At 39.2% G+C, this 12,407-nt stretch carries 12 protein-coding genes; 6 read left to right on the forward strand and 6 right to left on the reverse strand.

All coding sequences use genetic code 11. The annotated features are described in order from the left end of the window. Nucleotides 1-30: 30 nt before the first annotated feature. On the reverse strand, nucleotides 31-1,347 hold the full coding sequence (locus AB669_RS16870; RefSeq protein WP_047800519.1) for a hypothetical protein: 1,317 nt from the start codon (nucleotides 1,345-1,347) through the stop codon (nucleotides 31-33). Between the two features lie 239 nt (nucleotides 1,348-1,586). Beyond that, the gene (locus AB669_RS16875) at nucleotides 1,587-2,021 is read right to left on the reverse strand and encodes an Hsp20/alpha crystallin family protein (protein WP_047800520.1); all 435 of its coding nucleotides are present in this window, start codon (nucleotides 2,019-2,021) and stop codon (nucleotides 1,587-1,589) included. Between the two features lie 116 nt (nucleotides 2,022-2,137). Here AB669_RS16875 and AB669_RS16880 point away from each other — a divergent pair, with 116 nt between their 5' ends. Continuing rightward, a complete protein-coding gene (locus tag AB669_RS16880; protein WP_231582699.1) occupies nucleotides 2,138-2,578 on the forward strand; it encodes a thioesterase family protein in 441 nt (146 codons plus the stop codon). Between the two features lie 55 nt (nucleotides 2,579-2,633). Here the strand turns inward: AB669_RS16880 and AB669_RS16885 are convergent, their stop codons facing one another. Together AB669_RS16885 and AB669_RS16890 are read right to left on the reverse strand one after the other, a co-directional pair. Then, a complete protein-coding gene (locus AB669_RS16885) occupies nucleotides 2,634-4,043 on the reverse strand; it encodes an FAD-binding oxidoreductase (protein ID WP_047800522.1) in 1,410 nt (469 codons plus the stop codon). Between the two features lie 3 nt (nucleotides 4,044-4,046). Next, a complete protein-coding gene (locus AB669_RS16890; RefSeq protein WP_047800523.1) occupies nucleotides 4,047-4,415 on the reverse strand; it encodes a dihydroneopterin aldolase in 369 nt (122 codons plus the stop codon). 112 nt (nucleotides 4,416-4,527) lie between these two features. Between AB669_RS16890 and AB669_RS16895 the strand changes: the two genes are divergently transcribed. The 3 genes from AB669_RS16895 to AB669_RS16905 all read left to right on the forward strand — a co-directional run bounded on the left by AB669_RS16895 (nucleotide 4,528) and on the right by AB669_RS16905 (nucleotide 6,542). Next, the gene (locus AB669_RS16895) at nucleotides 4,528-5,718 is read left to right on the forward strand and encodes an acyl-CoA dehydrogenase family protein (RefSeq protein WP_047800524.1); all 1,191 of its coding nucleotides are present in this window, start codon (nucleotides 4,528-4,530) and stop codon (nucleotides 5,716-5,718) included. Between the two features lie 76 nt (nucleotides 5,719-5,794). Then, nucleotides 5,795-6,172, forward strand: a complete 378-nt coding sequence (locus AB669_RS16900; protein ID WP_047800525.1) for an SRPBCC domain-containing protein — start codon at nucleotides 5,795-5,797, stop codon at nucleotides 6,170-6,172. A 157-nt stretch (nucleotides 6,173-6,329) separates the two neighbouring features. Further along, nucleotides 6,330-6,542: a hypothetical protein gene (locus AB669_RS16905; protein WP_047800526.1), complete on the forward strand. Its 213-nt coding sequence runs from the start codon at nucleotides 6,330-6,332 to the stop codon at nucleotides 6,540-6,542. Between the two features lie 82 nt (nucleotides 6,543-6,624). Here AB669_RS16905 and rlmB read toward each other — a convergent pair whose 3' ends face one another. Beyond that, nucleotides 6,625-7,392 carry a 23S rRNA (guanosine(2251)-2'-O)-methyltransferase RlmB gene (gene rlmB, locus AB669_RS16910; RefSeq protein WP_047800527.1) on the reverse strand — a complete coding sequence of 256 codons (768 nt, stop codon included), beginning with the start codon at nucleotides 7,390-7,392 and terminating at the stop codon, nucleotides 6,625-6,627. A gap of 196 nt (nucleotides 7,393-7,588) precedes the next feature. Between rlmB and dnaB the strand changes: the two genes are divergently transcribed. Further along, a complete protein-coding gene (dnaB, locus tag AB669_RS16915; protein WP_047800528.1) occupies nucleotides 7,589-9,154 on the forward strand; it encodes a replicative DNA helicase in 1,566 nt (521 codons plus the stop codon). A 61-nt stretch (nucleotides 9,155-9,215) separates the two neighbouring features. Here the strand turns inward: dnaB and AB669_RS16920 are convergent, their stop codons facing one another. Beyond that, nucleotides 9,216-9,986, reverse strand: coding sequence for a Ku protein (locus AB669_RS16920; protein ID WP_047800529.1), 771 nt, complete (start codon nucleotides 9,984-9,986; stop codon nucleotides 9,216-9,218). A 140-nt stretch (nucleotides 9,987-10,126) separates the two neighbouring features. Here AB669_RS16920 and AB669_RS16925 point away from each other — a divergent pair, with 140 nt between their 5' ends. Further along, nucleotides 10,127-12,397 carry a glycosyltransferase family 4 protein gene (locus AB669_RS16925; protein ID WP_047800530.1) on the forward strand — a complete coding sequence of 757 codons (2,271 nt, stop codon included), beginning with the start codon at nucleotides 10,127-10,129 and terminating at the stop codon, nucleotides 12,395-12,397. The last annotated feature ends 10 nt before the right edge of the window (nucleotides 12,398-12,407 follow it).

Here is a 12,407-nt window from a genome sequence, read left to right on the forward strand (position 1 = left end):
GCATACTGTTAAGACGAATACTCCGAATTGTTACACAGTTTTTACTTCATCTTCGCTGTAATCTTTGATATCAGTAATGTAGCCGTTTATCAGTAAGAAATCAAATAATGGTTTGGCTTCGGGTGTAATGGGCATATTTGCCGTTGTAATTACTTCGTTGGTTTTTTTATCCAGGAAAGGGTAAGCAAAGAGGCGTACATTGGTATTAAACATATCATTCACATAACTTAAAAGCTGTCCGGAATAATTTTCGCCCCTGAAGTTGGTAGAATTAAACACAAATTTAAGGTTATTGATGTTTGTGGCTAGCCCCACACTTTTCGGCTTACAACGGGCCAAATATTTCGCCAGTCTGTTATGGCGGGTAAAGTTAGATACAATCACAATATTCCCCGTGTCACACATGTCTTGGGTACGTTTGGCCACCGCTTCCAGATCGATATCATCTGGCGTCTCCTGATCATCTGTTAAAACATTTGTTAATAACACTTCAATCATAACGGCCAGATTAGTATCCTCAACTTTATTGGTACGTTTAAACTGATCTGTAGCTTTATTAAATAAATTAAAGTTTGGCAATGATTTCTGTCCATACTTGGTCCTCAGAATCATGATATCTTTTTTATATAATAAATCTTTAGCCTGACGCGGATGTGCGTCTGCATCGAAGATTGCTGCTGCTGAGAAATCCTTCATTATCATGTACAAATTAAGAAGTATATTGTCAACACCAGGAAATGCAGGACCTTTAACTGAAATCAGGTCAATTTCAACTGAGCCAATGGTGAGGTTATCGGCCAGCGATTCCACCATTAGCTTGGGATCCTGATAGTGGTAAAATGCGGCATAAAGTAAATTTACACCAATGATGCCCAACACCCGTTGTTGCATACTCACATCTGTATCTAATAAACGAACGTGGAAGTAAATTTCATTCGGCGCTCCGCCAGGTTCATTTTGAAAACGAAGTCCAACCCACCCATGTGGCTCATTGGTACGTTTATAATTTAAAGTAGTAACCGTATCGGCAAAAGCAAAAAACGTTCTGCTTTCGTACTTTTCACCAGATAATCGTTCATTGAGCAGTCCGAATTCGTGATCGAGCATTTGCAGCAGTCTGTTCTGACTTACATAGCGGCCGCTTGCTTCGGCGCCGTAAATTGCATCACTGAAAGTCATATCGTAGGCAGACATGGTTTTGGCTACCGTTCCAGATGCTGCGCCAGCATTAAAAAAGTTCCGTGAAACCTCTTGTCCTGCCCCAATCTCGGCGAAAGTACCATAAATTCTAGGGTCAAGATTAATTTTTAATGCTTTGCGTTTAGTATCCAGAATTTCTCTTTCCATGCGGCAAAAGTACAAAATTTTGATGTTAAGGCAGTTTTAAGAATTCAACTTAAAATCAGTCTAAATACTGCAGGCAAAAAAATAAGGTTGATATCATCCGATACCAACCTTATAAACCTAAACCTCAATAATTGTGAAACCTAAGGGCAATTCTACACCACTTATCTCTCCTTCGGCCCTTCCAGGATCCACAATAAAAACCTAAACTATTATGAAAATCCCCTCATGGAATATCTTATTTACGATACCACAATTTCTTTGTGCAGTGATGCGGTATTGTCCTTTTTGCTAATATTGATGCTTAAGATACCATCTTTATATTCAGCAGTAATTTTATCTCCGTCAGCTTGCTCTGGTAGATTAAACGACCTTGCGAAAGAACTGTAGTCAAATTCTTTACGGGTAAAATCTTTTGCAACCTGGGATTCATCCTTTTTAACTTCTGCCCAAACTGAAAGTGTATCTTTTTTCAGGTTGATTTGAAAATCTTCTTTTTTCAAACCAGGAGCGGCCAACTCAATTACATAAGCACTCCCGTTTTCATGTATGTTTACATTGGGCGATTTATCAACCATTTTATTTTTAGTGATCGCATCGCTAAACAATGAATCGAAAACATTGTTAAAATAAGGAGCTGTGTTGCGTGTTCTGTTGTTAAAATTTACTAGTGTCATATCTCTTTTTCTTTATTTTTTAATTTGATATTAACCTTCATTCAACTTACATACCAAACCAAATATTTATGATTTTTAAGACATTTTGGCAAAACAAATCAAAATCAAAAGACAATTTGTCATACATAAGAGCCTTTTCGGACAAATTTAACTTCAAAACGAACATTCATTTACGCTTCATTGATTTTGATATGATGGGACATGTAAACAATTCTGTTTATTTCACCTACCTTGAAATTGCCAGAACAAAGTATTGGGAAGAGGTTATTCATTGGGATTGGAAGAAAACTGGAATTGTAATTGCCCATGCCGAACTTGATTATATTTCACCAGTGGTAATGCATGATAAAATAGCTATTCATGTGAAGACATCCAGAATTGGAAATACCAGTTTCGATCTCGAATACCAGATTGTCAAGATAAAAGGGACCGAAGAAGAAATTTGCAGCAAAGGTAAAACAGTATGCATTGCCATCGACTATGCAACAGGTAAGCCAACAACTATTCCAGAGGCTGAAAAGAGAAAGATGCTCGGATTCGAGCAGCTAGAATCATAAGATATTGATTAAAAGGACTGCACACAGATCTTCTGCATGTGTGCAGTCTTCATAATTAGTTGGTATCCGGCATGATTTTACCTGGATTTAATATTCCATTCGGATCAAACACACGCTTAATACCGCGCATTAAATTCAAGTGAATTTCGGAGTATTTAATGGGCATGAAGTCTTTCTGAACCAACCCAATGCCATGTTCACCTGATAAGGTACCTCCCAGTGCGGCAGTGAGTTCAAAAATTTCTGCAATACCAAAGCTTAATTTATCTTTCCAGTCTTCATCGCTCATTCCGGCTTTAATAATGTTTACATGTAGATTACCATCACCTGCATGCCCATAACAAACACTTTCAAATCCATATTTAGTTCCTATTTCTTTGATGCCGCCGATCAGCTTTGGTAACGCTGCACGCGGAACAACAGTGTCTTCTTCTTTATATACGGAGTTCGCCTTCACAGATTCGGCCATTGTCCGGCGCATTCTCCAAAGTTCTTCTTTTTGTGTGGCGGTATCAGCAAATAACACTTCTGTACAATGATGCTCTTCCAACACCACGTTGGTTTTTTCGCAGTTCTTAAAAATATCATCTAAATCATCACCATCAAATTCGATCATCAGTAAAGCGGCTACCCCATCCTTCAAATCAAATTTGATGTCATCGAATTTGATCACCCACTCTACTCCTTTTCGCTCCATAAATTCCAATGCGGAGGGCGTTACCCCAGCCCTAAAAATAGCGGAGACCGCAGCACAGGCATCCCCGTTGGTACTAAAGGAGCCCATCATTAAAACGGATTGAGTAGGCTTGGGTAAAAGCTTGGTCACAATTTTTGTAACAACACCTAAGGTACCTTCAGAGCCTATCATTAGCTGCGTAATGTTATAGCCAGAAGCATATTTCAGGGTATTGGCACCAGTCCAGATGATTTCTCCGTTAGGTAAAACCACTTCCAGGTTAAGTATATATTCCCGAATAGTACCGTATTTGACTACTCTCGGTCCACCGGAACCATGTGCAACATTTCCACCAATAAAACATGAACCCTTGCTACTCGGATCAACGGGGTAAAGCAGACCTTTTTCTGCTACGGCGTTTATGAAATCTTCGGTAATTACGCCGGGTTCAACGGTAGCTTGTAAGTTATTAATATCAATTTCAATGATTGATTTAAACTTTTCCATTGACAAAGACACACCTCCGTATACTGGTAAGGCGCCACCACTTAATCCTGTCCCCCCTCCACGCGGAGTTACCGGAACATTGTGGCTGTTACAGATCTTCAACAGCTGCGATACATCCTCAACCGAAACAGGTTTCACCACAATTTCCGGCTGATAACGCAAATCTTCCGTCTCATCATGACTATACTGGTCCAGACTATCTGCATCGGTAAATACCTTTTCTATGCCTAAAGCCAGCTGAATCTCGGCTAAAATTTCAGTATTAATTTTGGTGAAGCTCATTTTCTAAATGTCTGAGGTGTAGGATAATTTAACAAAAGAATGGCCGATTTGTCCTGGCATTGGTGGATTTAATTTTTTGATACTTACATCCACCCCATCAACAAAGGGATAAAGGTCAACAACTTTTGAGATGATATTATTGAGAACGGTCTCCAAAAGCTTTTGTGTATTCTCCATTTCTGCACATATAATGGCATTAAGATCCTCATAATTTACCGTTTCACTCAGATCGTCGTCGAAGCCCTGCGGATTGAAACGGGTTTCCAGATCCACAATAAAGTGATTTCCAGTCAGCTGTTCTTCTGGATAGTAGCCGTGCAATGCGAAGCATTTCACGGCTTTTAAAGCAACAATTTGTTCCAGTTTCGCCATTTGTATTTTGTATGCCGCTAAATTAAATTTTTATTAATGAATTTCATGCCCATTGTTGTAAATTGTTACCTTTGAAATGAACCCGATTGAATAACCAGATTAGAAAACGAAGATGAGCAAATCAGTAAAAAAAGACCTTTACGAGGCGCCAGACTATTATTTATTGGACGAGTTGCTAACAGAAGAACATAAATTAATTCGTGCAACAGCCAGAGAATGGGTTAAAAGAGAGGTTAGCCCTGTAATAGAAGATTATGCCCAGAAAGCTGAATTTCCTAAACATCTGATTAAAGGATTAGCAGATCTGGGTGCTTTCGGCCCGACTATTCCTGTTGAATATGGCGGTGCGGGTCTGGATTACATCTCATATGGCATATTGATGCAGGAAATTGAACGAGGAGATTCTGGTATTCGTTCTACGGCATCAGTACAGGGCTCTTTAGTGATGTATCCGATTTATGCGTATGGAAGTGAGGAACAACGCAAAAAGTATCTGCCAAAATTAGCAAGTGGCGATCTTATGGGTTGTTTTGGTTTAACTGAACCAGATCATGGATCGAATCCCGGGGGAATGGCTACGAATATTAAGGATGTGGGGACACATTACTTATTGAATGGGGCTAAAATGTGGATCAGTAATGCGCCCTTTGCTGATATCGCGGTGGTTTGGGCTAAAGATGAAGCCGGTAAAATACGCGGGTTGGTTGTAGAACGCGGTATGGAAGGCTTTTCTACACCCGAAACTCACAACAAATGGAGTTTACGTGCATCGGCAACCGGTGAACTTGTTTTTGATAATGTTAAGATTCCAAAAGAAAACATTTTCCCCGAAATTAGTGGATTAAAAGGTCCCTTAGGTTGTTTAAATCAAGCGCGATATGGTATAGCATGGGGTGCGCTTGGCGCTGGTATGGATTGCTATGATACGGCATTACGCTATTCAAAGGAACGAGTACAGTTTGGTAAACCGATTGGTGGGTTTCAACTACAACAGAAGAAACTTGCAGAAATGATTACAGAAATAACCAAAGGTCAGCTTTTGGTTTGGCGACTGGGTACATTAAAAAGTGAAAACAGAGCTACTGCCGAACAAATTTCCATGGCAAAACGAAATAGCGTAGAAATTGCTTTAGATATCGCCAGAAATGCGAGGCAAATGTTGGGCGGCATGGGGATTACTGGCGAATACTCCATTATGCGTCACATGATGAACTTAGAATCAGTGGTTACATATGAAGGGACTCATGACATACACTTGTTAATTACCGGTATGGATGTAACCGGATTAAATGCTTTTAAGTAGTATCGCTTATATTTGCAATCGCTAGCTTTTACCAAATATTAAATTTACATTATATAATAAATTTTGCACATCGCTCATGGATTTTAAAAAATACACCTACATCCCTGCACCTCCTGAAGAAGTTTATCTGGCGCTTACAAAAGATTTAAGTATCAAGCTGTGGACAGGTGCGGAGGTAGAATTTGAGGAAAAACCAGGTACAGAATTTTCTTTCTGGGATGGAGATATCGTTGGGAAAAACATTGAATTTGAACCAAATAAAAAAATTGTACAACAATGGTATTTCGGCGAGGATGGTGAGCCATCAATCGTAACCATTAAACTTCATGAGGATAAGAAAGGCACATCACTTGAGTATAAACAAACCAATATTCCTGATGAAGATTATAAAGATTTTACGGAAGGTATTGAAGAATACTACCTCAGAGGATTAGTAGATTTCTTTGATGAATAGATATTAATTACGTTCAATCAAAGCAATTTATCATCTAGCTATCGGGCATTTCAATCGCTATGGGCAGAACAGCCCTCATCAATTTTGCCCGAAATATTTTAGTAGGCCAGTCATCTCAAAACAATCTAAAACGTATAATTGTTCAAGAAATAAAACTATGAACAGAACTATAGGCCTCATATTAATCGTAATTGGCATTGCCATGTTGGTGTGGACAGGTTTCAGCTATACAAAAAAGGAAAAGATTGTGGACGCTGGCCCAATACAGATATCTGCTGACCGAGAGAAAAGCGTAAACTGGCCACCTTATGCCGGGGGAATTATACTGATTGCCGGGGTTGTTGTATTTGTTACTTCTAGAAAGAAATAGCAGAAGGCCATCTGACAAATCAGATGGCCTTCTCTCAATATTACTATTTATGTATTGTATTCTTAGCAGCGTTTGTTTTGCTTTACACTGTTCTCTGTCGCACAGCCTCATATAAAATTACACCGGCAGAAACAGAGACGTTGAGCGACTCAATTTTCCCATTCATAGGAATTTTGGCTAAATGATCTGCTACCCGCAGTAACTCATTTGAAATCCCTTCATCCTCAGAACCCATTACAATTGCAGTTGGCATGGTATAATCAGGTGCATAAATCAAATCATTTGTTTTCTCTGTGCAGGCTACGATCTGTAATCCACTATCCTGTAAAAACAAACAAGTTTTATGAAGATTGGAATGTCTGCAAATCGGGATGCTAAACAGTGCACCAGCCGATGTTTTTATGGCATCAGCATTGATCTGAGCTGCGTTTTTCAAGGGAACAACAATGGCGTGCACACCTACACACGCAGCGGTACGTGCAATAGCCCCCATATTTCTCACATCGGTTACACTATCCAGAACCAAAATTAGTGGAACCTCCCCTTTTTCGAAAATGGCAGGAACGATATCTTCAATATTCTGGTAGGTGATCGGAGAGATAACAGCAATCACTCCCTGATGATTTTTGGTTGACATTCTGTTCAGCTTCTCTACTGGTACAGAATTCAACGGAATCAGCGTGTCTTTTAAAAGTGCTTTAAGCTCAAGAAACAGTTCGCCGCCTAAACCGCGTTGCTGATAAATGGTTTCAATATCTCTACCTGCTTTTACGGCTTCAATTACGGCTCTGATACCAAATACAAATTCATTATTTTCTTTTGCTCTCTGCGGTCTTCTAAAATTATCCATGTTTCAAAATATTTTACAAAAGTATTCAATTTAATGCTTCAGGCATAATCTATATCCCCTTTATTAACGATTTATAGCTCACAAAGTGTTGAACGATGGAAAACCCTATAAACAAATCTTATTCGCGATCAATTTGTTAACAAACAGCTAGTAACTTGTTCAGCCAATCGCGTCAAAATTTAACTACTTTTGTAAAATGAGTATGGATAACGAACAAGGCGGAAAAAACAGCATATCAGCGCGCAAAGCAAGACTAAGCAATACGGTAAGCTCAATGGGAAAATTACCTCCCCAGGCACTGGATTTGGAAGAAGCGGTGTTAGGTGCGCTGATGCTTGAAAAAGATGCCCTATCAGCTGTAATCGATGTTCTGAAACCTGAGGTATTTTATCATGAGGCCCATCAGAAGATTTTTGCAGCTATACATATGCTGTTTGAGAAATCAAAACCGGTAGACATCTTAACGGTGACATCTGAATTACGTCAAATGGGTGCACTTGAAATGGTTGGCGGCGCATATTACATTACCAATCTTACTAATCGTGTAGCCTCCGCAGCTAACATTGAATTTCATGCCCGTATCATTTCCCAGAAATATATACAGCGTGAACTGATCCGGATTTCTACAGACATCATTACGAACGCTTACGAAGATACAACTGATATCTTCGATCTTCTTGATCACGCAGAAAAAGGACTTTTTGATATTGCCCAAAACAACCTCCGCAGGGATACTCAGAAAATGGAGGATATCATCAAGCAATCTCTTGCAAATCTGGAAGAACTAAGAACCAAGACTGATGGATTAACTGGAGTGCCTACGGGCTTTACCGGATTGGACAGAATTACAGGTGGATGGCAAAAACAGGATTTAGTGATCATAGCAGCCCGTCCGGCGATGGGAAAAACCGCTTTTGTACTTACCTGTGCAAGAAATGCCACTGTGGATTTCCAGAAGCCCTGCGTGGTGTTTTCATTGGAGATGTCATCAGTCCAGCTGGTGAATCGTTTAATTGCCGGAGAGGCAGAAATTGAACAGGAAAAAATTAGAAAAGGAAATTTACAGGAATGGGAATGGCAGCAGCTACATAGTAAAATCGGCAGATTAACGGAAGCTCCACTGCTTATCGACGATACCCCTGCTTTGAATATTTTTGAGTTCAGGGCAAAGTGCAGAAGATTAAAGTCCCAGTATGATATTCAATTGGTTATTGTCGATTACCTTCAGCTCATGCATGGAAAAGGTGAAGGCGGTAAAGGTGGCGGTAATCGTGAGCAGGAGATCGGTAGTATTTCAAGGGCACTAAAATCTGTAGCCAAGGAGCTGGATGTTCCTGTGCTTGCTTTATCGCAGTTGAGTCGTGCTGTAGAAAGCAGACCCGGACTGCAAGGTAAACGCCCCATGTTATCCGATTTACGTGAATCGGGATCTATTGAGCAGGATGCCGATATGGTACTTTTCCTTTATCGTCCGGAATATTATGGTATTACCGAAGACGAGCAGGGCCGCTCACAAGCCGGTATAGGTGAGGTAATCATTGCTAAACACCGTAATGGTGAAACTGGCATTGTGCCCTTACGATTCATTGGTAAGTTTGTAAAGTTTGCCGATTTAGAAGAAGATTTTGCTGCTCCTACTTCATTTGCAGCTGCTGATCCGTCGGCGGGCATGTATCCCTCTCAGGATTTTGAGAAACAAAGTAATGTGATTATCCGTCCTTCAAAAATGGACGAATATAATGATGATGATCCACCATTTTAATACTCAGCTGGTATCATAACAAAAAAGGAAAAGCTAAAACTTTTCCTTTTTTTATGATTTTTTAAGCTCCTTTCTTTGCTCCTAAACTTTGCATCAATTGCTCGTAAAGATCATCACCCGATGCTTTCTGTGGTTTCATTTTCTTAACTGTGGCGCGCTTACCTTTTGCTTTAGCTTTGATAATTTTAAGTAATTCATCACTATAGTCGTCTTTGAACGCACTAAGGTCAAATTTCGAAGTATACTGCTTAATCAAAGCCAACCCTACATCCATTTCTTTTTTAGTAATGGTGATGTCTTCTACCTTTTCAATCTCCGATAAATTTCTGATTTCCTGTTCAAATCTGATCTTCGTGACTACAATAACGCCTTGCATGGGATGAATAACACACAAGTTTTCAGTATTGCGCAACACAAACCTCGCAATACCGGCTTTACCGGATTTTTCAAGGGCCTTCAGTAACAATGCATAAGCCTTTCTACCTTGTTTTTCAGGTTCGGTGTAATAGGAAGTTTCATAGTAAACAGGATTAATTTCTTTCATGTCAACAAAATTTTCCAGTTCAATCATCTTCGTCTTCTCTGGCGAAGCTTCTTCAAAATCATGTTTATCCAGAATAACATACCTGTCTTTTAGAAAGTAACCCTTTACAATTTTATCAAAAGGAACCTCTTTGTGGGTTTTCTCGTTTACCCGCTGGAATCTGATCTTTTCATGATCGCGTTCATCTAGCATGTCCAAATCCAGATGACTGCCTTGTACACCGGAAAATAATTTAACCGGAATATTTACTAAACCAAAGCCAATTGAACCTTTCCAAATTGATCTCATGAGCTAATATATTTAAATGTGCATGAATAACATGTACTTAAAACATATTGTTTTACTCTTATTTTGATTAAACGGCTTATTTTAAAACCATTTACCCAATAAATATGTTGTTAATGTGCATTTAATCTATAAAAGTACATATGAAGATCGCCTATATTTCCACCTACCCGCCACGTGAATGTGGATTAGCCACGTTTAATCAGAATTTAGTTAATGCTTTAAGTTTAAATCCTTCCTATGAAGCCAGCGAAAGTTTTGTTGTTGCATTGAACGAATCTGAAAGTCTTGATGAACATGCATACCCGCAAGAAGTTAAATTTGTAATCAGACAACAGAATCAACAGGATTATATAGAAGCCGCAGATTTTATCAATAACAGTCAGATTGATACCTGTATCATCGAACATGAATTTGGTATATATGGTGGCAATAGCGGCGTATTTTTATTGTCGTTTATCAACAGATTGAAGAAGCCATTTATTACGGTTTTACATACGGTTTTAAAAGAACCGAATTTCATGCAGCAAACTATTATCAAAGAAATTGCTGCAAAATCCTCGAAAATAGTGGTGATGAGTAAAAAAGCAGTTTTATTTCTGACCAGCATCTATCAGATTCCAAAAACTGCTATTAAATTAATCGAGCACGGCGTTCCGGATTTGGAACCGTTGATGGATAATGAAGTTTCACGAAGCGAGTTATTTAAAGGAAGGAAAGTATTATTTACTTTTGGTCTAATCAGCCGAAATAAAGGCCTGGAAACTGTTATTAAAGCCCTTCCAAGTATCGTCCAGCAACATCCAGAAGTATTATATGTGATTCTCGGAAACACACATCCAGGGGTGGTAAGGCACAATGGAGAAGAATACCGCGATAGCCTTAAAACACTTGCTAAAGATCTGGGAGTAGAGAAAAACATCGCTTTTGTTAATAAATTTGTATCTGAGGATGAATTACATCAATACCTTACCGCTTGTTATCTGTACATTACGCCTTATTTAAATGAGGCACAAATTACCAGCGGAACTTTATCATATGCGGTTGGCGCCGGTGCAGCTGTGGTTTCTACACCATACTGGCATGCACAGGAATTACTGGCAGATGATAGAGGGAGATTGTTTGACTTTAAAAATGATAAGCAGCTTGCCGAAATCCTGAAGGAACTGTTGAATGACGAACAAAAGCACCTTAAACTGAAAAATAACGCCTACCAATATGGCTTGAATTTACGTTGGCCACAAATTGGAAATGTATATTTGGAAACACTTGAAAGTGCACTTACAGATGACAGGAAACCTAAGCGTTCCATCCCGCCTATTATCGATGTGGAAAGAATGCCTGCATTGAACCTGAACCATATTTCATTGCTAACAGATGATACCGGGATTATTCAGCATGCACGTTTTGGCATTCCCAATTTGAAAGAGGGATATTGTATAGATGACAATGCAAGGGCGTTAATTATGGCGCTGATGGCCTACGAGCAAGATAAAAACCAAAAGGCTGTGAAACTAATGCCTGTATATCTGAGTTTCATCCAGTACATGCAGTGTGAAGATGGTAATTTTAGAAATTTTTTAAGTTTCAATCGAAATTACCTGGATGAAGTGGGCTCTGAGGATTCTTTTGGAAGAACAATCTGGTCGCTCGGATACCTGATATCTGCAGCTCCAAATAATTCTTACCGGGAGTTCGGAAGGGAATTATTCTCGCACTCCATTATGCATTTTAAGGATCTGAAATATTTGCGTGGCATGGCGAATACCATTATAGGATTGGCTCATTATTTATCTGTACACCGAGGCGATGAGTTGCTAATCGGAGAAATAAACAGATTGGCAAATTCTTTGAAAGAAGCCTACGCTAAAAATAAAGATGGAGAATGGCATTGGTATGAAGATATCCTGACTTATGATAATGCCATTCTGCCACTGGCACTTTTATATCATTCGGAAGCTACTGGTGATGTTGAATCTTATCGTATTGCAATGGAAAGTATTGCTTTCTTAAATACTTTTTCATTTGAAAACGGATATTTAAATCCGGTCGGCAATGCCGGTTGGATGAAGAAACATGGTAAAAATCCAATCTACGATCAGCAGGCAATTGAAACCATGGCGATGGTACTACTCTACGCAAAAACTTTTGAGATCACCAAAGATGATCAGTATTTGAGCTTCATGCACACCAGTTATGAATGGTTTCTAGGCAATAATAGTTTACACATCCCATTATATGACTTTGAAACAAATGGCTGTGCTGATGGTCTTCAATTCAATAGCGTAAATAGAAATCAGGGAGCAGAGAGTACACTGGCTTACTTTATATCTCACCTGGCGGTGTTAAAAGCAGCTGAATCAGAATACCAAACGCTGTCTTCCCCCCTGGTAGAGCAAGGGAAAGTTAGTTAAAAGAATATTA

It is taken from the genome of Pedobacter sp. BMA (genome assembly GCF_001027745.1).
Classification (GTDB): Bacteria; Bacteroidota; Bacteroidia; order Sphingobacteriales; family Sphingobacteriaceae; genus Pedobacter.

Coding starts and splice junctions, on each gene's coding strand:
- AB669_RS16870 (WP_047800519.1), bottom strand. CDS start 1,347: ATGGAAAGAGAAATTCTGGATACTAAACGCAAAGCATTAAAAATTAAT.
- AB669_RS16875 (WP_047800520.1), bottom strand. CDS start 2,021: ATGACACTAGTAAATTTTAACAACAGAACACGCAACACAGCTCCTTAT.
- AB669_RS16885 (WP_047800522.1), bottom strand. CDS start 4,043: ATGAGCTTCACCAAAATTAATACTGAAATTTTAGCCGAGATTCAGCTG.
- AB669_RS16890 (WP_047800523.1), bottom strand. CDS start 4,415: ATGGCGAAACTGGAACAAATTGTTGCTTTAAAAGCCGTGAAATGCTTC.
- AB669_RS16895 (WP_047800524.1), top strand. CDS start 4,528: ATGAGCAAATCAGTAAAAAAAGACCTTTACGAGGCGCCAGACTATTAT.
- AB669_RS16900 (WP_047800525.1), top strand. CDS start 5,795: ATGGATTTTAAAAAATACACCTACATCCCTGCACCTCCTGAAGAAGTT.
- AB669_RS16905 (WP_047800526.1), top strand. CDS start 6,330: ATGAACAGAACTATAGGCCTCATATTAATCGTAATTGGCATTGCCATG.
- rlmB (WP_047800527.1), bottom strand. CDS start 7,392: ATGGATAATTTTAGAAGACCGCAGAGAGCAAAAGAAAATAATGAATTT.
- dnaB (WP_047800528.1), top strand. CDS start 7,589: ATGAGTATGGATAACGAACAAGGCGGAAAAAACAGCATATCAGCGCGC.
- AB669_RS16920 (WP_047800529.1), bottom strand. CDS start 9,986: ATGAGATCAATTTGGAAAGGTTCAATTGGCTTTGGTTTAGTAAATATT.
- AB669_RS16925 (WP_047800530.1), top strand. CDS start 10,127: ATGAAGATCGCCTATATTTCCACCTACCCGCCACGTGAATGTGGATTA.